Here is a 23,299-nt window from a genome sequence, read left to right on the forward strand (position 1 = left end):
CGGGGTTCGAGTGGGCGAGGTGTGCTCCGGTCGGTAATGCTGTCGGACGTGACCACCCCGCAGGATCTTGACGACCGACTCCGGGAGTCCCTGGCCGCGCTGACCGCGCCGCGGCACCGTACCGACCCGGCCCGACCGGTGGCCGAGGGCGCGACCTTGACCGGCGCCCAACTGCTGGAACTCTTCGACGCGCAGGTCACCAGCCGGCAGCTCGACCTGGCCGGGCGTTGGCTGCGCAGCTTCGGCGAGGGGTACCACACGATCAGCTCGGCGGGCCACGAGGGCAACGCCGCGGTCGCGGCCGCCCTGCGCCCCACCGACCCGGCGCTGCTGCACTACCGCTCGGGCGCCTTCTACTGCGTCCGCGCTGCCCAGGCCGCCGACCCCGCCGCCGGGTCGGTGTTGCTGACGGCCGACGACGACCCGGACGGTACGCCGACACCCCCGACCGCCCCCACCGACCCGGCCGACGGAGGCGACTCGGCCGACGGAGCCGATTCGCCCGATCCCACCGACCCGGGTGACCTGTCCGACTCGGCCGACTCGGCCGGAGATTCGCCGACAGTGCTGGACACCGACCCGACCGATGACGGGGGTGACGGTCGGGCTCGGTTGGCTGTGGTGCGGCGGCCGGTGGCGGCGGCGTACCTCGAGGCGGCGCGGGACGCCCTGCGGGGGATGGTGGCCTCCGGCCAGGATCCGATCGCCGGTGGCCGGCAGAAGGTCTTCGGCCGTGCCGACCTGGCCGTGGTGCCGACCACCTCCACGGCGGCCTCGCACCTGCCCCGGGCGGTGGGCATGGGGTTGGCGGTGGAACGGCTGCGTCGACTGGACGCCCGAGGGGCCCCGACGCAGGCCGACCCGAGTTTCCGGGCCTCCTGGGCGCCGGACGCGATCGTGGTCTGCTCCTTCGGCGACGCCGCGATCAACCATGCCAGCGCCACGGCCGCGTTCAACACCGCCGGCTGGTACGACCACACCGGCCTGCGGATTCCGGTGCTGTTCGTCTGCGAGGACAACGGCCTGGGCGGCAGCCTGCGATCCCCGCAGGGCTGGGTGGCGACCGCCCTGCGGTCCAAGCCGGGCATCCGCTACTTCGCCGCGGACGGTGCCGACCTGGTGGAGGCGTACCAGGCGGCGCGCGAGGCGGCGGCCTGGGTACGGCGACACCGCCGCCCGGCCGTGCTGCACCTGAGCACCGTCCGGCTGCTGGGCCACGTCGGGGCGGAGGCCGAGAGCGCATACCGGGACGCCGAGGAGATCGCCGCCGACCTGGCCGCCGACCCGGTGGTCGCCACCGCGCGGCGGCTGGTCGAGGCGGGCCTGGCCGGTGGCGGCGAACTGCTCGACCGGTACGACGAGATCGGCTGGCAGATCCGTAGACTCGCCGAACAGGTGCTCGACGAGCCGAAACTGGGCAGCGCGGCCGAGGTGGTGGCCCCGCTGGCCCCACGCCGTCCGGTCCGGGTGACCCAGGCGGTGGCCGACGCGGGCCTGTACGCGGCCGGGCCGGGTGCCGGGGCCCGCCTGGAGGCCTTCGGCGGCAAGCCGCCGGAACTGTCCGGCCCCCTGACCCTCGCGCAGAGCATCAACGCCGCCCTCACCGACGGGCTGCTGGCGTACCCCCAGATGGCCGTCTTCGGCGAGGACGTCGCCGCCAAGGGCGGACGGTACGGGGTGACCGGCGGGTTGCGTGACCGGTTCGGTCCGGCCCGGGTGTTCGACACCCTGCTGGACGAGACCTCGGTGCTCGGTCTGGGGCTCGGCGCGGGACTGGCCGGGCTGCTGCCGGTGCCGGAGATCCAGTATCTGGCGTACCTGCACAGCGCCGAGGACCAGGTCCGCGGCGAGGCGGCCACGATGGGGTTCTTCTCCCAGGGTGCGCTGCGTAACCCGATGGTGGTGCGGGTGGCCGGCCTGGCGTACCAGGAGGGCCTGGGCGGGCACTTCCACAACGACAACTCGGTGGCCTTCCTGCGGGACGTACCCGGACTGGTGGTCGCCGTGCCGGCCCGGCCGGACGACGCCGCGGCGATGCTGCGTACCTGCCTGGCCAGCGCGGTGGTGGACGGCAGCGTCTGCGTGTTCCTGGAGCCGATCGCCCTCTACCACGCCCGCGACCTCTACGGCGACGGTGACGGTGAGTGGCTGGCCGGCTATGCCGAGCCGGGGACCTGGGCGGCCGGGCACGTCCCGGTCGGGCGGGCGCGGGTGTACGGCGTCGGCTCGGCCGAGGACCTCACCATCGTGACCTTCGGCAACGGCGTACGGATGGCTCTGCGGGTGGCCTCGGCCCTGGCGGACGAGGGCATCGGCAGCCGGGTGGTGGATCTGCGCTGGCTTGCCCCGCTGCCGGTGGCCGACCTGATCCGGGAGGCCGCCGCCACCGGGCGGGTGCTGGTGGTGGACGAGACCCGGCGCTCGGGCGGGGTCGGCGAAGGGGTGATCGCCGCGCTGGTCGACGCCGGATATGTCGGGGCCGTACGCCGAGTGGCGGCCGTTGACTCTTTCGTGCCTCTGGGTCCGGCTGCCCGGCAGGTCCTGGTCTCCGAGGAAGCAATCACCCAGGGTGCCCGTACGCTGCTGGCACGGTAAATTTCGTTCCACCCGGTGCGCCACTTGCGCGGGACGGCACAACTGTGTGGACTTGCCTGACGGCACCGACCGGGTGCCGTGAGCTTGGACGAGATGAGGAGGCACGCGACAGTGAGCGCGACCGCTGGTCAGGCTGCCGACGGGGTACGCAGCCTGGCGGACCGGTTCGGCATCGAACCGGGCATGGTCGTCATGGAGATGGGCTACGACGACGACGTCGACTCAGATCTCCGGGACGCCCTGACCGACCGTTGTGGAGAGCTGGTCGACGAGGACACCGATGAAGTGGTCGACGCGGTGCTCGTGTGGTACCGCGACGGAGACGGTGACCTGTTCGAGCTTCTCGTCGACGCCCTCGGCCCACTGGCCGACAACGGGGTCGTGTGGCTGCTGACGCCCAAGGCCGGCCGCGACGGCCACGTCGAGCCGAGCGAGATCGCCGAGTCCGCTCCCACCGCCGGCCTTCAGCAGACCTCGACGGTCAACGCCGGCAAGGACTGGAGCGGTGCCCGTCTCGTTCTGCGTCGCGGCGCAAAGGGCAAGAAGTAGTCTGCCGCAGAACGTGACAGGCTGTTGCCTCTAGACTCGATCCAAGGAGTTCACATGCCCATCGAGGTTGGCGCCGAGGCGCCCGACTTCGTCCTCAAGGACCAGAACAACCAGGAAGTCCGACTCTCGGACTTCCGGGGTCAGCGTACGGTCCTGCTGGTCTTCTACCCGCTGGCCTTCACCGGCGTGTGCCAGGGCGAGCTGTGCGAGGTGCGGGACAACCTCAACGAGTACGTCAGCGACGACGTCCAGGTGCTGACCGTGAGCGTCGACTCGGTCTACGCCCACAAGGTCTGGGCGGACCGGGAGGGCTACCAGTTCCCGCTGCTGGCCGACTTCTGGCCGCACGGCGCGGTCGCGCAGGCGTACGGGGTCTTCAACGACACCGCCGGTATCGCCAACCGGGGCACCTTCGTCATCGACAAGGCCGGTGTCGTCCGCTTCGCCGAGATGAACATGCCGGGCGAGCCGCGCGACCAGCAGGGCTGGCGCAAGGCTCTGGCGGAGGCCACCGCCTGACCCGATCCCAACGGGTGCGACCGTCCGGCAGGGCCGGTGCGCGGCAGGGTAAGCTGCCAACCGCCGGTCCGCCGTACGGCGTTTCCGGGCGCGTAGCTCAGTGGGAGAGCACTCGCCTTACAAGCGAGGGGTCGCAGGTTCGAAACCTGCCGCGCCCACCAGTACTGACCACGACTTGGAGCGCAGATCTCCGGGTGCCCTCACCGTTACGGCGAAACGGCGGGGTCCAGGCGAGCCGGAAGCCGCCATTACGGCGTAATGGAGTTGATCACCTAGCGAAAGTCGATGCTGCCGGACGGCGTCAGGCGAGGTCGTAGGGATTCCGGGCGGCCAGTGCCTCAGCCTCTGACAACCCGAGGTGGCCGGCTGCCCGTCGCCGCATCCGGACCTGGGCGCTGGTCCGGGGCCGGAACTTTGGTTGTCGCGAGCATCCGCAGGTCTCGAAGCCCTCGTAGCGCAGTCCTGCGCCGAGCACTGCCGCAACTGCGGCCCACCCGGAGTCGTTCCGTCGACGAGGGGCGGCGAAGTCATGCCCGGCGAAGATCATCGGTTGTCGGCACGACGTGCAGAGGTGCTTCTCGCCGTCCCAGGCGTACTTGTGACTACGACGGCACGGCACGCAGACGTAGTGGACCTTGTAGGGGATCTCGGCGTACCGGCACATGCCCGCATGTTAGTGGCGTGGCCACGCGCCGTGGGATCGGATTTCCAGCGGCGACGGCGGTGACGGGAGACGGCCGCCGACCTGCCTGGTGCCGGCTGTCGCCCTTCTCGGCGGTCAGGTGACCGTGGCGGCGGTGAGGAAGAAGGTGACCGCGTAGGTGAACCGGCGGGTGCTGACGGCCTGGTCGAACTGGTCTTCGAAGGCGCGGGCTTCGCCGGGGGCCAAGGCGCCGCGCTGAGCTGCGGTGGCGGCCCAACTGCGCAGACCGAGGACGTTGTCGACGGCGGTCGGGTCTCTGACGACAAGCGTTCGAGGTACGACCGTGATGTCGACCAGGCCGTGTGCGGCGAGGATACCGGCGTGTTGGTGTGCCAGGGTGCCGTTGCGGAGGAGGACATCGGCCCGGAACCTCAGCACCCGCCGGGCCAGGTCCTGGTCGGCGATGTCGAGCACCTGAGTGTCGTAGTCGGGGTCGGCCAGGACGATGCGACCACCTGGGCGTACGACCCTGACGAGGTCGGTGACCGCGGCCCGGGGATCGGCGAGATGTTGGACGGTGCGATCGGCCCATGCCCCGTCGAAGGCGTCGGTGCGAAAGGGCAGGTGATGGGCGTCGGCGACGGCGCATCGGGTGAGGCCGCGAGCGCGCATGGCAGCAGCCATGGTCAGCGAGCGGTCCACGGTTGCCACGCTGACGTCGTGTGCATCTCTCAGCTGGGCCGCGCTTGCTCCGGTCCCGGCACCGACTTCGAGGTAGCGACGGCCGGGAGTCGGATGGAGCAGCTCGCGGAGCCGCTGCTGGTACGCCCGGTAGAAGGGCTCCTCGGCGAGACGGTCGAGTACCCCGACCCACGAGGCCGGGTCCGGCTGGCAGTCGACGTCGGTGAACCCGTGCACGATCGGCAGCCTATTGCGGTAGCGCCGCTGCCGGCCGCGCCATGCTCGACCGTGGGGCACCGGAGGGGCGGGGTCAGCGGGGGGAGAGCATGCAGAACTCGTTGCCTTCCGGGTCGGCGAAGACCTTCCAGTGGACGTCCTCGTCCAGGCCGATGGCGGTGGCACCGAGGGCCCGCAGCCTGGCCGCCTCGGCCTCCATGTCGTCACCGGGGTACGGGCGGACGTCGAGGTGGACGCGGTTCCACCCCGTCTTCACGTCCGGGTTACGGACGAACCGCAGGTAGGGGCCGACGTCCTTGGCGGAGCGCAGCAGCGCGTGCTGGTTGGTGACCTCGTGCACGGTCCAGTCCATGGCGTTGCCCCAGAATTCGACCATGGCCCGGGGGTCCGTGCAGTCCGCCACTATCGCCGCGATCGGCCCGGTGTCCCGGGGCGAGGTGCGCCAGTCCAGCACGCAGAACTCGTTGCCCTCCGGGTCGGCCATGACCGTCCACGGCACGTCGCCCTGGCCGATGTCGGCGGGGGTCGCCCCGAGTTCCGTCAGGCGGGCGATCAGTTCCGCATGATGGGCCGCCGAGGTGGTGGCGAGGTCGACATGCACGCGGTTCTTCACCGTCTTGGGGTCGTCCGGGTAGGCGACGAGGTCGATGCAGACGGCAGCGGGGTCGGGGTAGTCCAAGCCCTCCGGTTCGAGGTTGGTCACCCTCGGCCCCTCGCTGGAGATTCCCCACCCGAGCACCTGCGCCCAGAAGTGGCCCAGCGCCTCGTCGTCCAGAGCCTTCATATTGATCTGCACCAGCCGAGTCGCCATGCCCCCGATGCTAGTTCCCACCACCGACAAGAGCACCCCCACCGCGCACCGGGTCTGTCGTGGTGGCAACTTCCGGGATGTTGCTGCCTCGGCACCCGGGTCGGGCAGCAACATCCCGGAAGTTGCCGGGCGGGCGAGGGCGAGGGCGAGGGCGGCGGTCATCGGGTGTAGTGCAGGAGGACGACGCCGCGACCGGCGGGGGTGGTGTCCACCAGGGTCAGGTGTTGTGGCGTGAAGGGGTGGTCGACCAGGGGGATGCCGCTGCCGGCGACGACGGGGTTGACCTTGACCAGCCATTCGTCCACTTCGGAGACGAGTTGACCGGCGAGCCGGCCGCCGCCGCAGAGCCAGATGTCGGCTCCCGGGCGTCCCTTGAGGTCGCGGACGAAGGTCACCGGATCGCCGGAGACGATCTCCACCGCCGGGTCGTCGGAGGGGCGTAGCGAGCGGGCGAAGACGTACTGCTTGAGGTGGGCGTACGGGCTGGTGACGCCGAGGCGCAGGGCGGGCTCGTAGGTGGCCCGGCCCATCAGGACCGTGTCGAATCGGCCCTGCGGTCGGTCGATGCCGAGCTGCTGGTGAGCGAAGGTCGGGAAGGTCTGCGGCCACCGCGTGACCAGGGGCCCGGTCGGGTCGGGCTGCAGGTCGAAGAAGTCGTACGACCCGTCGGGGGCGGCGATGAAACCGTCGATGCTGCTGGCCACGTAGTAGACGAGCTTGCGCAAGGGGTACTCCAATCACTACGGATGTTGTGGTTGTGTCAACGTACAACAGATGTTGTGGTTGCTGTTAGGGTTTTCCAGTGGCACGCAACCTGGAGCGGCGGGCGGCCCTGGCGGACGCCGGGCTGCGGGTGCTGGCCGCCCACGGGGCCCGAGGGCTGACCCACCGGGCCGTGGATGCCGAGGCGGGGGTGCCGACCGGCACCGCCGTCAACTACTTCCGCTCCCGGGACGCCCTGCTCGGGGCCCTCGGGGAGCGGATCTTCGAGCGGTTCGCCCCGGACGACACCGTCGTGGCCGAACTGGCCGCCCGCCCGCCCTCCTCGGCCCTGCTAGCGGACTATGTCCGGTACATCGTCGAGCGGACCACCCGGCACCCCGAACTCACCCGTGCCCTGATCGAACTACGCCTGGAGTCGGTCCGCCGCCCCGACCTGGCCCGCATCCTCGGCGACACCCTGCGCCGGGGCTACCGCGCCGACGTCGCGTACCACCTGGCGGCCGGCCTGCCCGGCGGCGCGTTCGAGGTGGCCCTGCTGCGCTACGCCGTGGACGGGCTCCTGCTCGACCTGCTCACCACCTCGATCGACACCGGATTCGACCCGGATGAGGTCGTCGCCGCCCTGGTGTCCCGCCTGGCCGGGGGAGTCCCGCCCGGAGGCTGAACCAGCCACCCCGGCCGGAGGCGATGACTGTTCGGCGGTGCAGCGGGGAAACCTCGATCCGACGCACCTGGGGAGGAGCGACGGATGACGCGTGGCGGACTGACCATCGGCGTGCTCGGCTCATACGGCGGCCGCAACCTCGGCGACGAGGCCATCCTCACCGGCCTGCTGACCGACCTGCGTCAGCAGGAGCCCAACGCTCGGATCATCGTCTTCTCGCGCGATCCCGCACACACCAAGGTCGCCCACCCCTATGTGGAGGCCGTGCCCTGGGAAGGGGTCAGCCGCACCGACTCCGCCCTCGTACTGTCCCAGCTAGACCTGCTCATTCTCGGCGGTGGCGGGATCCTCTACGACAAGGAGGCCCGCCGGTACCTGCGGGTCGTCCGGGTAGCGCAGGAACGAGGATTGCCGGTGCTGACCTACGCGGTGGGGGTCGGGCCCCTGAGCGACATCGTGGACACCGGCATGGTGCGCGAGACCCTGGCCGGGGCCACCCAGGTGACCGTACGCGACCAGGAATCGCGGATGGTGCTGGAAGAGGCCGGGCTGCTCAACCCGATCACCGTCACCGCCGACCCGGCGTTCCTGCTGCAACCGGAGGAGTTCCCGGCGGAACTGCTGCGCGAGGAAGGGGTACCGGCCGGCAAGCGGCTGGTCGGGATGAGTGTGCGGGAGCCGGGCCGGGCCGCGGAACGACTCGACGTGGACGGCTACCACCGCCTGCTCGCCCAGATCGGTGACTTCCTGGTGCACCGCATCGACGCGCACGTGTTGTTCGTGCCGATGGAACGCGACGACATCCGGCACTCCCACGGGGTGCTGTCGCACATGATCGCCGCCGAGCGGGGCCGGATCCTGCACGGCACCTACAGCCCGCAGCAGGTGGTCGGCCTGATGCGCCACCTGGACCTGGCGGTCGGGATGCGACTGCACTTCCTGATCTTCGCCGCGACGATGGGTACGCCGTTCCTCCCCCTGCCGTACGCCGGCAAGGTCTTCGACCTGGCCCAGCGACTGGGGGTGCCGGCCCTGCGCGGGGTGGAGCGGGAGGTGGAGGGCCCGCTGCTGGCCGAGGTCGACCAACTGTGGGACGAACGTGAACAGCGCGCCGAGACCACCGCCCAGCGGGTGGCCCGGGTCTGCGACGAGGCCCGGGGTACCTCTCAGGTGACCCGGGCGGTGCTGGACAGCCTGCGCCACCGCTCCCTGGTCAAGGTCGACGCCTGAGCCGCCCTCGCGTGGGCCGCTCCTGACGGGGGCGTGGTCAGACGGCCGGGCCGCGCCAGCGGTAACACCACTGCCCGGCCTCGGCATCGACCATTTCGAGCTCGTAGATGTCCGCCTCGGCCAGGCCGCCCGACCCCAGGTGATGGTGGGTCAACGGGGGCCGGTTGTTCGGATCCAACTCGACGGTGACGTGCTGGCCGTCTGCCGAACCGCCCACCAGCGGGATCTCAACCGTTGCTGCCATGCGCCCATCCTGCCCCGTACGCCGCCTCGCCGCAGCGGATACACCTCGGCGCACGGCTCGCTCGTTGGCCGGCCGAGGCCGGGGATAGCGTGTCGACATGACGGAGATCCCGATCGACCCGACCCTCGGCCCCGTGGTGAACCGGACCGCCGGGGAACGGGAGATCCTCGAATCCTTCCTGGATTTCCACCGGGCGGTCCTGCTGCGCAAGGTCCAAGGGCTTGCCGACGCTGACGCGGCCCGCCGGCTGCTGCCCTCGGCGACCACCCTCGCCGGGCTGGTCAAACACCTGGCCGAGATCGAGTACAACTGGTTCCACATCCTGCTGGAACCCTCCCCGGGGGAGACCTTCCCGACCACCGAGGAGTCCGCGCTGGCCAGCTTCACCCTCGCCGAGGACGACACCGTGGAGCGCCTGGCCGCCGACTACCAGCAGGTCTGTGCGCGGTCCCGGGAGATCGTGGCGCGCTACGACCTCGATCATGTCGTGCCACATCCGCAGCTCGGCGAGGTGTCGGTGCGCTGGATTCTGGTGCACCTGATCGAGGAGACCGCCCGACACGTCGGGCACGCCGACATCCTCCGGGAACTCACCGACGGCGCCACCGGCGCACTCTGACGGACGTGCCCTTGGACGTCTTCACCGGCGTGCCCGCAGACAGCCCATCGGACGTGGCCGCTGGCACGCCGGCAGGCCCGTGTTCGCTGTCGCGCCATCGGGACCGGGTCGCGCCGGTAGGCAGTTCATGATCGCGCTCGATGTAGGTTCAAGTGGCCTTGTAAGCGCGGATAGGCACTCGATCCCGGATCGAGCGCGATCATGCAATCCCGCTCGCGGCAACGGCGTGGCCAGGGGGCACGGGGTGAGGGGTGAGGGGCGAGCCCGCAACCACAGTGTGGGGGGCAGGGGCGGGCTGCGGGGGTCAGGGAGGGGGGAGGAGACCGGGCGGGTACTCCATGCCGTCATGGGTGCAGGCTGCGGCGGCGACCCGGGCCGCGTACCCGGCGGCCTCCGCCCAGGTCGCGCCGCGTAGGCGGGCGGCGATGACGCCGGCCGCGAAGGCGTCACCGGCGCCGTTGGTGTCCACCACGGGACCGGGCGGCGTGGCCGCTGGGATCCGGGTGATGTCGCCGTCGAGGTGCAGATCCGCGCCGTCGGCCCCCCAGGTCACCAGCACCGGCCGCCCCGCCACCGCCGTCGCGGAATCGCCCGCCCTGCCGGGCACCGCCACCGCCGGGCCGCCCGCCGTGACAGGTTGCGTCCTAGCCGGGCCGCCCGCCGGGACGGGTACCGCCGGCGCGGAAGGGCTCAAGGCGGCGGGGAGTGCGGTTGTCCGGTCGCCCAGGGCTACCCCGCTGACCAGCACCAACTCGGCGACCTCGGCGAAGGGACGATGGTACGGGTTGTGCCCGTCCCAGTCGTGCAGGTCGGTGGAGCTGCGTCCGCCCTCGCCCAGCAGGATGCCGAGGTCGGGCAGCAGGTCCCGTACCCAATTCATGATCGACAGGTGGACGTGCCGGGACTGCCGGATCAACTCCGCCACCTGGGCCATCGCGAAGGGTGCGGTCTCCTCGGAGGGGCGAGGGTCGTACAGCGACATTCGCCGCCCGACGGGATCGACCAGGTTGACCGAGCGGCGGGTACCGCCGGGCGCCTCGGCCAGCACGGTCTGCACCTCGGTACGGGACAGGGCGGCCCGCACCACCTCACCGGCCGGGTCCGCGCCGAGGGTGTCGATCACCGCCACCCGCAACCCCAGGGCGTGCGCGGCCAGCGCCACCCCGGCGCCGGTGTTGCCGATCCGCAGGTCGATCGGTTCGACGGTGAGGGAGTCGACCACCGGCAGGGGCAGGGCGGGCACCCGGACCCGTATGTCCACCCCGAGGCCACCGAGCACCAGTAGGTCGTACATGGCGTCGACGGTAGTCGGCCGGCTCCGCCTATCCTGACCCAGGTGTTAAGCGGGGTCCCCTGCTCTACCGGAGGCGTTAAGAAGGGGCCCTTCCTTTCAGCGAGGGGGAGTGTGGGTGCTGGTCGTCCACGGGATGTGGTTGCCGGGCCGAGGGCTCGCCGTCTGGGGCGAGGACAGCACCTTGGCGCCGCGTGCCCCCCGACGCCCCGGTAGAGCCCCCCGGGAGCGTCCGCACCCCTTCGCCGCCGCTCATCCCACCCTGGTAGCCGTGTCCGGGGAGGTCGCCGAGCCGACCGATCTCGGTACCGCGCTGCTGCGCCTGCCCACCCGATCCGGCTCGCCGGTCGACTCCCCGGAACTGGTCCGGACCACCGTCGTGGAACCGGCCCGCGGCCCGGTCACTCTCGCCGGGTGGCGGGTGCCCATCCTGGCGTACGCCCCGGACGCGGCCCTGCCCTTGCTGCGTGCCCTCGACGAGTTGGCTGCCGTACCCGGTGCGACCCTGCGGCACCTGGCGGAGTTGGCCACCTTCGCCGCCGACCTGGCCACCCGGGGCCGGGTCCTGCCTGGCCTGACCCTCCTCCCCGACCCGAGGGTTCCTGCGGCCACCCGCACGGCGGCCCCTGGCCGGGCGGCTCGCACCCCTTCCGGTCCAGGGTCTCGGGGTGCGGCCTCCGCACGCCCCGCCACCGCTGGTCGGGGCACCGAGGGCGAGGCCCGGGCGCTGTGGCGACCCCTGCTCACCGGCACGGACGCCGCCTGGGCCCGGGCGCTGGTGCTGGCCCTACCACCGGCCGCCCGCGCGGTGATCGAGGTGGACCTGCCCACGATGCCGCTCGCGGCGGAGCCACCCGGACTGCCAGCCCAACCGAGCCCGCCCGTGACGCAGGCAGGCGTGCCTGCGGGGACGGCCGGGGCCAGCGGGCGGGTGGGGTCCCGGCAGGGGGATCCGGGGCCGGGGCTGCTGGTGGGGGATGCGCTCGATGCGCTCACCGACGCGGCGGTGCGGGCGGCGCTGCCGCAGACCACCCTGACCCGGGGGGCCCGCCGTGAGGGGGCGGTGACGGCCTGGCTCGGCGCGCTCACCGGCCCCCAGCGTGAGTTCACCGCCGAACCGGCGGGATTGCAGGTCCTGTGCGACGAGTTGGAGACCTGGCAGCGGGACGCGGCCGGTGGGGCGGTACGGGCCAGCTTCCGGCTCGTCGAACCGGCCGACGAGGAGATGAACGGACCGGCCGACCCGAACGCAATCGTGGCGACCGAGGAGACCTGGCGGGTGGAGTTCGGGCTCCGCGCGGCCGACGACTCGGGCACCCATGTCGACGCCGCCCAGATCTGGCGGGGTGCGGCCATGCCCATGGTGGACAGCCCGCAGGAGACCCTGCTGGCCGAGTTGGGTCGGGCCAGCCGGCTGTGGCCGCAGGTGGATGCGGCCCTGCGGACGGCCACCCCGCAGGCGCTGGAGTTGGACGCCGAAGGGGCCCACCGGTTCCTGCGCGAGGGTGCCCCGATGCTGCACGCGGCCGGGTTCACCGTGCTGCTGCCCTCGTGGTGGCGGCGGCCCTCGGCGCGGCTCGGCGCGCGGCTGCGGGCCAGTTCCCGCACCGCACCGGGCACGGTGACCGGCGCCGGTGAGCGGGTCGGGTTGACGGCGCTGGTCGACTACCGGTGGGAGATCGCCCTGGGCGATCAGCCGCTGACCGCGGAGGAGTTGGCCCACCTGGCCGAGCTGAAGACCCCCCTGGTACGGCTGCGCGGGCGCTGGGTGGAACTGGACCCCAAGCGGCTCGCCGCCGGTCTGCGGCTGCTGCGTTCCACCGGTGAGTTGACCGTCGCCGACCTGCTGCGGCTGGGCCTGGCCGACGCCGAACAGCCGGACGCCCTGCCGGTGCTGGAGGTCAGCGCCGACGGGGCGTTGGGGGATCTGCTGGCCGGGTCGGTGGAGCAGCGGCTGGCCCCGCTGACCGAGCCGCCCTCGTTCGCCGGCACCCTGCGGCCGTACCAACGTCGGGGTCTTTCCTGGTTGACCTTCCTCCAGTCGCTCGGCCTCGGCGGGGTGCTCGCCGACGACATGGGCCTGGGTAAGACGGTGCAGCTGTTGGCGCTGTTCGCGGCCGACCCGCCGCAGGCCGGGCCGACCCTGCTGGTGTGTCCGATGTCGCTGGTCGGCAACTGGCAGCGGGAGGCGGCCCGGTTCACCCCGCAGCTGCGGGTGCATGTGCACCACGGCGCGCAGCGGGCCCGGGGCGCCGAGTTCGGCGACGCCGTGCGGGCTGCGGATCTGGTGCTCACCACCTATCCGACGGCGGCCCGGGACGCGGCGGACCTGGCCGGGATCGACTGGCACCGGGTGGTGCTCGACGAGGCGCAGGCGGTGAAGAACGCCGCCACCCGGCAGGCCGAGGCGGTCCGTACGCTGCCCGCCCGGCACCGGATCGCGGTGACCGGTACCCCGGTGGAGAACCGGCTGGCCGATCTGTGGTCCATCATGCAGTTCGCCAACCCGGGACTGCTCGGCCCGGCGGCGACCTTCCGGAAGCGCTTCGCCGAGCCGATCGAGCGGCACGGCGACACCGAGACCGCCGAGCGGCTGCGCCGGATCACCGGCCCGTTCGTGCTGCGCCGACTCAAGACCGACTCGTCGATCATCTCGGATCTGCCGGAGAAGCTGGAGATGGAGGTCGTCTGCAACCTGACCGCCGAGCAGGCGGCGCTCTACCAGGTGGTGGTCGACGACATGATGGCCCGGATCGAGGCCAGTGAGGGCATCGAGCGACGTGGCCTGGTGCTGGCCACGATGACCCGGCTCAAGCAGGTCTGCAACCATCCCGCCCAGTTGCTGCGCGACGGTTCGGCGTTGGACGGGCGGTCCGGCAAGCTGGCCCGGCTGGAGGAGATCCTCGACGAGGTCCTCGCGGCGGGGGAGAAGGCCCTGATGTTCACCCAGTACGCGGAGTTCGGCGGGATGCTGCGCGGCCACCTGTCGGCCCGCTTCGGCCGGGAGGTGCTGTTCCTGCACGGCGGCCTCGGCAAGGCCGACCGGGACGAGATGGTGACCCGGTTCCAGTCCGACGACGGCCCGGCCCTGTTCGTGCTCTCCCTCAAGGCCGGTGGCACCGGGCTGACCCTGACCGCCGCCAACCATGTCGTGCATGTCGACCGGTGGTGGAACCCGGCCGTGGAGGACCAGGCCACCGACCGGGCCTTCCGGATCGGTCAACGCCGCCGGGTGCAGGTCCGCAAGTTCGTCTGCGCCGGGACGGTGGAGGAGAAGGTAGCCGCCCTGATCGCGGACAAACGCGGGCTGGCCGCCTCCGTGGTCGGCACCGGCGAACAGTGGATCACCGAACTCTCCAGCGGCCAACTGCGCGAGTTGTTCCAGCTGGAGGCCGGGGCGGTGGCGCAGTGAGCCCGACCGGCCGGTTCGCCGACTACGGGCGGCCCCGCCGGGTCGAGGGCGGGCTGCGGGCCCGCAGCGCCCGGGGTGCCATCGGGGTGTCCTGGTGGTCGCGGCGGTTCCTGGAGGTGCTGGAGTCCTTCGCCCTCGGCACCCGGCTGACCCGGGGCCGCGCCTACGCCCGCGCCGGCCAGGTGGTACGCCTAGACATCGCCCCCGGTATGGTGAGCGCGTCGGTGCAGGGCTCCCGACCCCGGCCGTACCAGGTCCACATCGCCCTGCCGCCGTTTCCGGACCCCATGTGGCAGCGGATCGAGGCCCAACTGGCCGGGCAGGCGTTCTTCAGCGCCCGGCTGCTGGCCGGTGATCTGCCGGCCGAGCTGGAGGAGCTGTTCGCCGCAGCCGGTGCGCCCCTGTTCCCGGCCACCGTGACCGAGCTGGAGCAACGCTGCTCCTGCCCGGACGGGGCAATCCCCTGCAAACACCTGGCGGCCACCTTCTACCTGTTGGCCGAGGCCTTCGACGCCGATCCCTTCGCCCTGCTGCACTGGCGCGGCCGCAGCCGCCAGGACCTGCTCGACCGGCTCCGCGCGCTGCGCAGCCTCAACACCGAGCCGGACCTCACCCGCCCACCAGCCACCGAGCCGGACCCCACCCGCCCACCAGCCGCCGAGTCCGGTGTGGGTCGTCCGGCGGCCGGGGCGGTGCCAGCCCTTGCCGACCTGCCGGTAGCGCCCCTGACGGAGACCCTTGACCGGTTCTGGCTGCCGCCGGTGCCCCTGCCGGATCGCCCGCCCAGTCTGGCGAGCCGTCCGGATCTGTTGTTGCGGCAGCTCGGTGCGCCCGCACCGGCGATCGGTGGACCGGGCCTGCTGGAGCGGCTGCGTCAGGCGTACCGCCAGCTTGGTGAGTGAGCGATCCGGTCGAGCGGTGTTCAGAGCCAGCGTCGACGGAACCGCCACATGAGTGCCGCATTGGTCAGCAGCACCGCAGCGAAGATGGCCCCGGTCAGTCGGCCGAAGGCCACGGTGGTAGCCGGCAGCGCCGCCCACAGCAGGATGGTCAACAGCAGCAGCCACCGCCCACGTCGTCCCCGGGCCCGATTGTCCAGCCGGGCGAAGAACGCCGGGTCACTCTCCCGCAGATTGCGGGTGATCTGATCGAACCTGCGCTGATCCTCTTTGCTGAGCATGTGCCTTCCCCTCACGCGTTCAGCAACGGCGAGGCGGAATACCCACTGGGGTCACGGCTCACGCGCTTCTCCTGCTGCTACTTTCCCCGGCAGCTCAGGGCCGCCCGCAGTCGGCCTGGTCGTACGGTTTGCCCCCGTTGCAGCCGGAAAGGGCAGGAGGTCCCGGGGCCGGTCACAGCCAGCGCATCGGCCGGTGGGTGGTAGCGGGGCGGGTGCCGAGGGGTCTGGGTGAGCCGGGGCGGGCCCCCGGCGGGCGGGTGGCGGCCCACCGTCGGCCGGGTCGGTGCCGCCGTGGCGGCTCGGCACCGTTCGGGTGGTGTGTGGTGTCGTCCGTGGACATCGCCGATCCCCGCTCCCGGCACTGACGCGCCGTCGTGGTGTTCAACGACCGGCGTACGGGTGGCGTCGCTGTCGGGGCGGACGACCGGTCATCGGCCCCGGCGGGGCAGCGGCAGATGACCGGGTACCAGCGCCGGCACCAGGGTGACCCCGGTGGCCCGCAGGGCACCGATCAAGGTGTTCTGCACCAGGTAGGAGTCGGGCAGTTGCCAGCGGGCCTGTTCCGGAGCCACCACCCAGCGGACCTGACCCTCGGGCAGTCGGGTGGGGGGTGCGGCGATCCAGGAGCCGGGACCGTGTCGTACCACCTGTAGACAGTGTTCCAACTCGGGACGCAGGGGGTCCCCCGGGCGGACCAGGAACATCCACCGTCCGGTCGGGGTGATCAGCACCGGTCCGCGTACGCCCGGACCGGCCGGGTGGGCGCGGACCGCTTCCAGGACGCGACGGCCCAGGTCGGCGGAGACCTCCAGCACGTCGAAGGAGTGCCCGGTGGGCAGCAGTACGCTGTGCGGCCGGGCCCGCCACCAGTTCGCCACCCGGGCCGGATCGGCGCTCGCGGCGTGCTCCCAGTTCTCCAGGGCCGGATGGCAGCCGACCGTCGGGCAGCCGGCCCGCCCGCAGACGAAGCGGCTGCGCGCCAGGCAGGCACCCGGGGTCACCTCCCAGCCGTGCATCGCGTACCGCACCGCAACCCGGCGCAGTCGTACCCGTTCCAACGGCGACAGATGTGCCACCCGAGGTCCGACGTTCCCCCACATTGGTGCCATCTCCCCTCGCCGGACCGGCCGGCAACTGTCATGTAGAGCACCGTCACTGTCATCGTTGACGATCGTTGGCCTGACGAGTGGCTGGTGCAACTTGCACGAAAGCTATGAGGACTGGCCGTACGGATGACGTACAACCAGTGCGACCAGCGGAAACCTGAAGACGGACGGCTCACCACGCCCGCGAAACGGCCTACGGCGATCGGCCGAGGCTCCATCTAGGAAGGACTGGGGAGATGGACGAACTACCCATCGGGCGGCGGGTGGCCTACTGGCGAGGGCGACGACGAATGTCGCAGCAGGTCTTCGCCGACCGGTTGGGCAAGTCGAAGAGCTGGGTCGACAAGATCGAACGCGGGGTGCGTCGGCTCGACAAGTTCTCCGTCCTCCACGAGATCGCCGACATCCTTCAGATGGACGTGCAACTGCTGCTCGGCAAGGACCCGGAACGGCGCAACGAGACCCTGCACTGCATCGAGCCGTTCGAGGTGGAGGAGATCCGGGCGGCCCTGGAGCGGTACGACGCGGTCAGCGCGTACTTCGACGCCGTACCCTGTCCGCCCACCCTGGCGGACCTGGGCAAGGCGGTCACCCACGCCTGGCTGACCTACCAGTACGGCCGCTACGGCCTGCTGATCCGGGCCCTGCCCAAGCTGGTGCGCGACGCCCAGGCGGCCGACGCCGCCTACGGCGGTGATCAGGCGCAACGGGCCGCCGACCTGCTCGCGCAGGTCTACCAGATCGCCTCCTCGGTGCTACGCAAGCTGGGGGAGTGTGAGCTCGCCTGGCTGGCCGCGGACCGGTCCATCGCGGTCGCCCAGCGGGCCGACGACCTGCTGCTCGCGGGGGTCGCCACCACCCGGGTGTGCAACGCCCTGGCCTCCCTGGGGCGCCCTCGTCCCGCGCTGGAACTGAACGTCCGGATCGCCAACCAACTGGCTCCCGGCGGGCAGAACGACGCCAGCCCGCAACGGCTCTCGGTCTACGGGATGCTGCTGCTCCAGGGGGCCATGGCCGCCGCCCGCATCGGTGACTCCGCCACCGTCGAGGACCTGCTCCGGGGCGCCGAGGAGGCGGCCCGGGAACTCGGCGGTGACCAGAACCACTACTGGACCTCCTTCGGTCCCACCAATGTCATCCTGCACCGGGCGGCCGCCGCCGTGGAGCTGGGCGACGGGGGTCAGGCGGTCGAGCTGCATCTGGCGAAGCTCCAGACCCCGGCCTTCGACGCCCTGCTGCCGGAACGCCGGGCCCATCACCTGCTGGACCTGGCCCGGGGCTACGCCCAGATCGGTGACCTGGCCAACGCCGGGGAGATGCTGCTGCGCGGTGACCGGCTGGCGCCCTCCGAGATCCGGTGCCGGCCGATCGCCCATGAGGTCATGTCGAACGTGCTGCGTCGCACACGGGGTGCGCCGCCTTCCTTGATCGCAGAGTTGGCTGAGCACATGGGAGTAGGAGTATGACTTCGGGGCCGGTCTGATGACCGGTTCGCACCGCCATGACGGGCACCGTGAGGTGCTGTACATCATCGCCTGCGGTTCGCCGTTGGCCCGAGACGTGGGTCGGCTCGTCGAGCTGGCCCAGCAGGACGGCTGGGACGTCTGCGTGGTCACCACGCCGGACGGCGCCAAGTTCGTCGACCGCGCCGCGTTGGCCCGACAGACCGGCCATCCGGTGCGTACGCACTACAAGAACCCGGGTGATCCGGACGTGTTGCCCTCGGCCGACGCCATCGTCGTCTGCCCGGCCACGGTCAACACGGTGAACAAGTGGGCGGCCGGCATCGCCGACACCCTGGCCCTCGGCCTGCTGGTCGAGGCCCAGGGTCTGGGCGTACCCCTGGTCGCCGTCCCGTACACCAACGCCGCGATGGCCGCCCACCCCGCCTTCCGGGCGGCCCTCGACCGCCTGACCGAATGGGGGGTACGGGTGATCTTCGGCGAGGAGGTCATCCCGCTGCACCCACCCGGCACCGGGGAACGGCACCAACACGCCTTTCCCTGGCCGCTCGCCCTCACCGCCCTCCACGACCACCTGATCCACTCCGCGTGAAAGGAAGGGCCCCTTGTTAACGCCTCCGGTAGTACAAGGGGCCCCTATTAACACCTCGCCACCGGCCGGTCCGGCCTCGGCCGGGTGAGGTCCCGTCCCGCCACCGACGCCGGTAAGCTGGCCCGTCGTGAGCCCAACCGCAGCCGTGCCGACCGTCGCCGAGGTGGTGGCCGAGCTGGAGCGGCGCTACCCGCCGAGCTGGGCCGAGGAGTGGGACCGGGTCGGCCTGGTCCTCGGCGAGCCGAGCGCCCCCGTACGCCGGATCCTCTGCGTTGTCGACGTGGTCCCCGAAACGGTCGCCGAAGCCCTGGCCGCCGAGGTCGACATGATCGTCGCTCACCATCCGCTGCTGCTGCGCGGCGTCTCCTCGGTGGCCCCGACGACGTACAAGGGCCGGATCATCCACCAACTGATCAAGGCCGATGTCGCCCTGTACGTGGCGCACACCAACGCCGACGTGGCCGTCCCCGGCGTCTCCGACGCCCTGGCCCACCGGCTGGGGCTGACCGACCTGCGTCCCCTGCAACCGGCCCGCCCCGGCACCCCGGCCGCCGGTGAGGGTCGAGGGGCGGGCCGCATCGGCCGGCTACCCCAACCGATGAGCCTGGCCGAGCTGGCCCGGCACGCCGCCGCCGTGCTACCCCCCACCGCCGTCGGGGTACGCGCCGCCGGAGCCCCGGACCGGGTCGTGCGTACCCTCGCGGTGTGCGGTGGATCCGGGGACAGCTTCCTGGCCGACGCGACCGCAGCCGGCGTGGACGCCTACCTCACCGCCGACCTGCGCCACCACCCGGCCGGCGAGCACCTAGCCACCGACGGGCCGGCGTTGCTCGACGCCACCCACTGGGCGACCGAGCGACCCTGGCTGGACGACCTGGCCGCGCTGCTGCGGAGCACCCCGGGGGTGCAGACCCTGGTGTCCGACCTGGACACCAGCCCGTGGACCGTACACGCAGCCCCACCCTCAGCGGGCGGACCCGCAGTGGCCGAACCCGCAGACAAGGAGCCCGATCGTGAAGGCTGACCCCCAGGTCCAGCGCCGCCTGCTCGACCTCCAGGCCATCGACACCGCCCTGGCCCAGCTCGCCCACCGGCGGCGGTCGCTGCCGGAGCGGGTCGAGCTGGAGGCCCTGGCCCGGGAGCTGTCCGCCCTGGAGGACGAGCGGGTCCGCGCCCAGGTGGCCGTCGACGACCTGGACCGGGACATCGCCCGGATGGAGAAGGACGTCGACCAGGTACGGGCGCGTAAGGCCAAGAACGAGGACCGGCTGGCCGCCGGCACCGGCCCGGCCCGCGAGCTGGAGGCCCTGCAACACGAACTGGCCTCGCTGAACCGTCGGCAGGGCGACCTGGAGGACGCCGAACTGGAGCTGATGGAGCAGCGCGAGACCGCCCAGGCCGTGCTGGAGGGGGTGGAGCAGCGACTGGCCGAGGTCCGCGAGCGGCGGGCTGCCACCGAGCAGCGACGCGACGAGAGCCTAGCCGAGATCAGCCGGGAGGAGGAGTTCAAGCGGTCCGCCCGCCAGCCGCTGGCCAACGACCTCCCCGCCGACCTGGTGCAGCTCTACGAACGCATCCGCACCGACACCGGGCTCGGCGCCGCCCTGCTCTACGCGGGTCGCTGCGGTGGCTGTCGGCTGGACATCTCCGGTGCCGACCTGGCCCGCATCCGTAAGATCGACCCGGACGAGGTGGTCCGCTGCGAGGACTGCCGACGGATCATGGTCCGCACCAACGAGTCCGGGCTGTAGCCGGTGGCACCGCGTACCGTCCTGATCGAGGCCGACGGCGGCGCCCGGGGCAACCCGGGCCCGGCCGGGTACGGCGCGGTGCTGCGCGACCCGGCCACCGGCGAGGTGCTGGCCGAGCGCAGTGCCGCCATCGGCACCGCCACCAACAACGTCGCCGAATACCAGGGCCTGCTCGCCGGTCTGACCGCCGCGGTCGAGCTGGGGGCCACCGAGGTCGAGGTCCGGATGGACTCCAAGCTGGTGGTCGAGCAGATGTCCGGCCGCTGGCAGATCAAGCATCCCGGGCTGCGTCCCCTCGCCGCCCAGGCCGCCCAACTGGTCGGCCGCATCGGCACGGTCCGCTTCACCTGGATCCCCCGGGACCGCAACGCCCACGCCGACGCCCTGGCCAACGCCGCCATGGACGCCGCCGCGACCTCCGGGGTAGCCGTACCCTCCGTCGCGCCGCCCCGCCTGGTCGAGCCGCCCCGGAAACTCGGCGGTGCCCAGCCCGCCGGTGGCGACGCCGCCGAGGCCCCCGGTGCCGACCTGACCACCGCGCCGGTCTCCTGGGAGCCACGGCCCAGCTTCACCGCCACCCGGCTGATCCTGGTCCGGCACGGCGAGACCGAGTACACCGAACAGGGCCGCTACTCCGGGCGCGGCGATGTCGCCCTGTCGGCCAAGGGCCAGGCCCAGGTGCGGGCCACCGCCGCCCGGGTCGCCGCCCTGGCCCCGGACACCGCCGCCGTGGTCAGCTCACCCCTGTCCAGGTGTACGACGACCGCCACCGCGATCGCCGCCGCCCTGGGCGACCTGCCGGTACGCCCCGACGAGGACCTGATCGAGTGCGACTTCGGTGCCTGGGAGGGGCGCACCTTCGCCGAGGTACGCGAACAATGGGCGGGCGAGTTGGACGCCTGGCTGTCCTCCACCCGCATCGCCCCGCCGGACGGCGAATCCTTCGCCGAGGTGGCCGAACGCTGTGCCCGGGTGACCGAGCGCCTGACCTCGGCGTACCCCGGTCAGACCGTGGTGGTGGTCTCGCACGTCTCGCCGATCAAGCTGATGCTGCGCGACGCCCTGGCCGCCAGCGACACCTTCCTGCACCGGCTCTACCTGGACGCCGCCGGCATCTCCGTGCTGGACCGCTGGCCGGACGGCGGAATCGCCGTCCGCACCGTCAACGACACCGCCCACCTCGCTTCGCTGGAGTAAGGAAGGGCACCTTGTTAACGCCTGGCGTTGTACAGGGGACCCTTCCTAACACTCAGCCCTTCGGGGGCGCGAGCGCCGGTCAGCGGAACGACCGCCACAGCAGGTACAGCCCGATCGTGGTGCCGAAGACCACGATGATCGCCTTCAGTAGCCCCGACGGCAGCCGACGGACCAGCCGGGCACCCGCGTACCCGCCGACCAGGGTGGCCGGCGCCAGCAGCGCCACCCCCACCCAGTTCACCGGCCCGGCGAGCGTGAACACGGCCACCCCGGTCAGGCCGATGATCGCCGAGAGCAGGTTCTTGATCGCACTCACCCGGGCCATGGAGGCGTCCAGCACCAAGGCCAGCGCGGCGACCAACATCACCCCTACGGCCGCGCCGAAATAGCCGCCGTACACCGCAGCCAGGGCCACCACGACCTGGATCATCAGACCCCGCCGCCGCGGCGACAGATGACTTGGATGCCCCACCAGCCGCCGAAGCGGATCCTGAAACGCCAGCACCGCGGTAGCCCCGAGCACCAGAAACGGTACGACCACCTCGAAGGCCCGCGCCGGGGTGACCAGCAGCAGCCCCGCACCCGCCAGCGCGCCGAGAATCGTGGTCGGCACCAGGCTGGCCAGCAGCCGCCCCCGGGGCAGATCCATCCAACTGCCCGCCACCGCGGCCCCGTACCCCGGGAACACCGACACCGAGTTGGTGACATTCGCCGGCACCGGCGGCAACCCCACCGCCAGCAGCGCCGGGAAGGTGATCAGCGAACCACCCCCGGCCACCGCGTTGACCGTACCGGCGGCCAGCCCGGCCCCGAGCAACAACGCGGCGTCGGCAAACTCCATGATCCCGAGGCTAGTACCACCCCTACCCCGCCCCGCAGCCCGCCCGCGCCGGGCGGTCAGGGGCCGCGCAACTTCGGGGAAGTTGTCGGGTCCAGCGGGTCTGGAGGCCACAACATCCCCGAAGTTGCGCGCCCAGCGGTGGTGCAGGGCGGAAATCGGGTGGGCTGACACGTCGTTAGGATGAGTACGCGACGGACGAGTCGACCGGGCGGTCGCGTCGGCGGGCAGCAGCTCGCCGCCGAGGAACGTCCGGACTCCACAGGGCAGGGTGGTTGCTAACGGCAACCCGGGGCGACCCGCGGGACAGTGCCACAGAAAACAGACCGCCGACCCCATCGGGGACGGTAAGGGTGAAACGGTGGGGTAAGAGCCCACCAGCACCCCGGGTGACCGGGGTGGCTCGGTAAACCCCACCCGGAGCAAGGCCAAGAAAGGGCCGTCACCGCAAGATGACGACCCGCGCAGACGCTTGAGGGCTGCCCGCCCGATGTCTGCGGGTAGGCCGCACGAGCCTGTCGGCAACGGCAGGCCGAGATGGATGGCCGCCGCCGGCGCAAACCCCTCAGGGGTACGCGTCGCGCACAGAATCCGGCGTACAGGTCGACTCGTCCGTCGCCCACCAGCTCAGAGCTTGGATCATGGCTCTGAGCTGGTCCTATTTCCGGGTGTCGATGGCCGTTCATGGTCAACATTGGGCGGCGTTTGACGTCCTGACGACCCGTGACGCCCCGAGGACCGGCTCAGTTGACCCCACCTCAGGTCGGGCTGGCTGTGCCGTCGTGAGCCGCCTCCGGGCCTGTGCTCGATGGTTCCGGAGTGGGGCTGCGGCTGCGGGAGAGGGTCGGTGTCGGGCACGTCCTGGCGGTGGAGCTGGTGCCGTGACCCTGCAACACGGTGGCAAGCCAGTCCCGGGTTGGACTGGCGCGGCAGCCGGAAGCCCCGACGCACGAC

General features: G+C 71.8%; 23 protein-coding genes, 1 tRNA gene and 1 other RNA gene. 15 read left to right on the top strand and 10 right to left on the bottom strand.

Going from position 1 to position 23,299, the window contains the following annotated elements:
• Positions 1 to 36 precede the first annotated feature (36 nt).
• The 4 genes from ABZ795_RS19695 to ABZ795_RS19710 all read left to right on the top strand — a co-directional run bounded on the left by ABZ795_RS19695 (position 37) and on the right by ABZ795_RS19710 (position 3,824).
• On the top strand, positions 37 to 2,595 hold the full coding sequence (locus ABZ795_RS19695; RefSeq protein WP_357531387.1) for a transketolase C-terminal domain-containing protein: 2,559 nt from the start codon (positions 37 to 39) through the stop codon (positions 2,593 to 2,595).
• A gap of 111 nt (positions 2,596 to 2,706) precedes the next feature.
• Complete coding sequence (locus ABZ795_RS19700; protein WP_327024649.1) at positions 2,707 to 3,144, top strand: DUF3052 domain-containing protein; 438 nt, start codon at positions 2,707 to 2,709, stop codon at positions 3,142 to 3,144.
• Between the two features lie 54 nt (positions 3,145 to 3,198).
• Positions 3,199 to 3,663, top strand: coding sequence for a peroxiredoxin (locus ABZ795_RS19705; protein WP_327024650.1), 465 nt, complete (start codon positions 3,199 to 3,201; stop codon positions 3,661 to 3,663).
• Positions 3,664 to 3,749: 86 nt separating this feature from the next.
• Positions 3,750 to 3,824 (top strand) — tRNA-Val (locus ABZ795_RS19710).
• A 140-nt stretch (positions 3,825 to 3,964) separates the two neighbouring features.
• Here the strand turns inward: ABZ795_RS19710 and ABZ795_RS19715 are convergent.
• The 4 genes from ABZ795_RS19715 to ABZ795_RS19730 form a co-directional block, all read right to left on the bottom strand.
• Positions 3,965 to 4,327 carry a hypothetical protein gene (locus ABZ795_RS19715; protein ID WP_357531388.1) on the bottom strand — a complete coding sequence of 121 codons (363 nt, stop codon included), beginning with the start codon at positions 4,325 to 4,327 and terminating at the stop codon, positions 3,965 to 3,967.
• Positions 4,328 to 4,441: 114 nt separating this feature from the next.
• Positions 4,442 to 5,224, bottom strand: coding sequence for a methyltransferase domain-containing protein (locus ABZ795_RS19720; RefSeq protein WP_357531389.1), 783 nt, complete (start codon positions 5,222 to 5,224; stop codon positions 4,442 to 4,444).
• Positions 5,225 to 5,297: 73 nt separating this feature from the next.
• Positions 5,298 to 6,035 (bottom strand): VOC family protein, encoded by a 738-nt coding sequence (locus ABZ795_RS19725; protein WP_357531390.1) that lies wholly within the window; start codon positions 6,033 to 6,035, stop codon positions 5,298 to 5,300.
• A 158-nt stretch (positions 6,036 to 6,193) separates the two neighbouring features.
• Positions 6,194 to 6,760 (bottom strand): dihydrofolate reductase family protein, encoded by a 567-nt coding sequence (locus tag ABZ795_RS19730; RefSeq protein ID WP_357531391.1) that lies wholly within the window; start codon positions 6,758 to 6,760, stop codon positions 6,194 to 6,196.
• A gap of 77 nt (positions 6,761 to 6,837) precedes the next feature.
• Here ABZ795_RS19730 and ABZ795_RS19735 point away from each other — a divergent pair, with 77 nt between their 5' ends.
• Together ABZ795_RS19735 and ABZ795_RS19740 are read left to right on the top strand one after the other, a co-directional pair.
• Positions 6,838 to 7,422 (top strand): TetR family transcriptional regulator, encoded by a 585-nt coding sequence (locus ABZ795_RS19735; protein WP_327024654.1) that lies wholly within the window; start codon positions 6,838 to 6,840, stop codon positions 7,420 to 7,422.
• Between the two features lie 84 nt (positions 7,423 to 7,506).
• Positions 7,507 to 8,652, top strand: a complete 1,146-nt coding sequence (locus tag ABZ795_RS19740) for a polysaccharide pyruvyl transferase family protein (protein WP_327024655.1) — start codon at positions 7,507 to 7,509, stop codon at positions 8,650 to 8,652.
• A gap of 37 nt (positions 8,653 to 8,689) precedes the next feature.
• Here ABZ795_RS19740 and ABZ795_RS19745 read toward each other — a convergent pair whose 3' ends face one another.
• A complete protein-coding gene (locus tag ABZ795_RS19745) occupies positions 8,690 to 8,896 on the bottom strand; it encodes a hypothetical protein (protein WP_327024656.1) in 207 nt (68 codons plus the stop codon).
• Positions 8,897 to 8,993: 97 nt separating this feature from the next.
• Between ABZ795_RS19745 and ABZ795_RS19750 the strand changes: the two genes are divergently transcribed.
• The gene (locus ABZ795_RS19750) at positions 8,994 to 9,515 is read left to right on the top strand and encodes a DinB family protein (protein WP_357531392.1); all 522 of its coding nucleotides are present in this window, start codon (positions 8,994 to 8,996) and stop codon (positions 9,513 to 9,515) included.
• A 304-nt stretch (positions 9,516 to 9,819) separates the two neighbouring features.
• Here ABZ795_RS19750 and ABZ795_RS19755 read toward each other — a convergent pair whose 3' ends face one another.
• Positions 9,820 to 10,809 (bottom strand): PfkB family carbohydrate kinase, encoded by a 990-nt coding sequence (locus tag ABZ795_RS19755; protein ID WP_357531393.1) that lies wholly within the window; start codon positions 10,807 to 10,809, stop codon positions 9,820 to 9,822.
• Between the two features lie 115 nt (positions 10,810 to 10,924).
• Between ABZ795_RS19755 and ABZ795_RS19760 the strand changes: the two genes are divergently transcribed.
• Complete coding sequence (locus tag ABZ795_RS19760; RefSeq protein WP_357531394.1) at positions 10,925 to 14,218, top strand: SNF2-related protein; 3,294 nt, start codon at positions 10,925 to 10,927, stop codon at positions 14,216 to 14,218.
• Positions 14,215 to 15,120 carry an SWIM zinc finger family protein gene (locus ABZ795_RS19765; protein WP_357531395.1) on the top strand — a complete coding sequence of 302 codons (906 nt, stop codon included), beginning with the start codon at positions 14,215 to 14,217 and terminating at the stop codon, positions 15,118 to 15,120. Before ABZ795_RS19760 ends, ABZ795_RS19765 begins: the two co-directional genes overlap by 4 nt.
• A 20-nt stretch (positions 15,121 to 15,140) precedes the next feature.
• Here the strand turns inward: ABZ795_RS19765 and ABZ795_RS19770 are convergent, their stop codons facing one another.
• From ABZ795_RS19770 to ABZ795_RS19780, 3 genes are all read right to left on the bottom strand, one after another.
• Positions 15,141 to 15,398 (bottom strand): DUF3040 domain-containing protein, encoded by a 258-nt coding sequence (locus tag ABZ795_RS19770; protein ID WP_327024661.1) that lies wholly within the window; start codon positions 15,396 to 15,398, stop codon positions 15,141 to 15,143.
• A gap of 172 nt (positions 15,399 to 15,570) precedes the next feature.
• The gene (locus ABZ795_RS19775) at positions 15,571 to 15,738 is read right to left on the bottom strand and encodes a hypothetical protein (protein ID WP_327024662.1); all 168 of its coding nucleotides are present in this window, start codon (positions 15,736 to 15,738) and stop codon (positions 15,571 to 15,573) included.
• Positions 15,739 to 15,826: 88 nt separating this feature from the next.
• Positions 15,827 to 16,498: a bifunctional DNA primase/polymerase gene (locus ABZ795_RS19780; RefSeq protein WP_357531444.1), complete on the bottom strand. Its 672-nt coding sequence runs from the start codon at positions 16,496 to 16,498 to the stop codon at positions 15,827 to 15,829.
• A 242-nt stretch (positions 16,499 to 16,740) separates the two neighbouring features.
• On the opposite strand from ABZ795_RS19780, the gene ABZ795_RS19785 reads away from it, so the two are divergent.
• The 5 genes from ABZ795_RS19785 (at position 16,741) to ABZ795_RS19805 (ending at position 21,507) form a co-directional block, all read left to right on the top strand.
• Positions 16,741 to 17,970, top strand: a complete 1,230-nt coding sequence (locus ABZ795_RS19785; RefSeq protein ID WP_357531396.1) for a helix-turn-helix domain-containing protein — start codon at positions 16,741 to 16,743, stop codon at positions 17,968 to 17,970.
• Between the two features lie 16 nt (positions 17,971 to 17,986).
• Entirely contained in the window at positions 17,987 to 18,559 is a 573-nt protein-coding gene (locus ABZ795_RS19790) for a flavoprotein (RefSeq protein WP_327024664.1), read from the top strand.
• A gap of 163 nt (positions 18,560 to 18,722) precedes the next feature.
• Positions 18,723 to 19,583, top strand: coding sequence for a Nif3-like dinuclear metal center hexameric protein (locus ABZ795_RS19795; RefSeq protein WP_357531445.1), 861 nt, complete (start codon positions 18,723 to 18,725; stop codon positions 19,581 to 19,583).
• A complete protein-coding gene (locus ABZ795_RS19800) occupies positions 19,573 to 20,310 on the top strand; it encodes a C4-type zinc ribbon domain-containing protein (RefSeq protein ID WP_357531397.1) in 738 nt (245 codons plus the stop codon). Before ABZ795_RS19795 ends, ABZ795_RS19800 begins: the two co-directional genes overlap by 11 nt.
• A gap of 3 nt (positions 20,311 to 20,313) precedes the next feature.
• Positions 20,314 to 21,507, top strand: a complete 1,194-nt coding sequence (locus ABZ795_RS19805; RefSeq protein ID WP_357531398.1) for a bifunctional RNase H/acid phosphatase — start codon at positions 20,314 to 20,316, stop codon at positions 21,505 to 21,507.
• A gap of 79 nt (positions 21,508 to 21,586) precedes the next feature.
• On the opposite strand, the gene ABZ795_RS19810 is transcribed toward ABZ795_RS19805, so the two are convergent.
• Positions 21,587 to 22,348, bottom strand: coding sequence for a sulfite exporter TauE/SafE family protein (locus tag ABZ795_RS19810; RefSeq protein ID WP_357531399.1), 762 nt, complete (start codon positions 22,346 to 22,348; stop codon positions 21,587 to 21,589).
• A 196-nt stretch (positions 22,349 to 22,544) separates the two neighbouring features.
• Between ABZ795_RS19810 and rnpB the strand changes: the two genes are divergently transcribed.
• Positions 22,545 to 22,960, top strand: an RNA gene (rnpB, locus tag ABZ795_RS19815) — RNase P RNA component class A.
• The last annotated feature ends 339 nt before the right edge of the window (positions 22,961 to 23,299 follow it).

The sequence above is a fragment of the Micromonospora sp. NPDC047134 genome (assembly GCF_040643455.1).
Lineage (GTDB): Bacteria > Actinomycetota > Actinomycetes > Mycobacteriales > Micromonosporaceae > Micromonospora.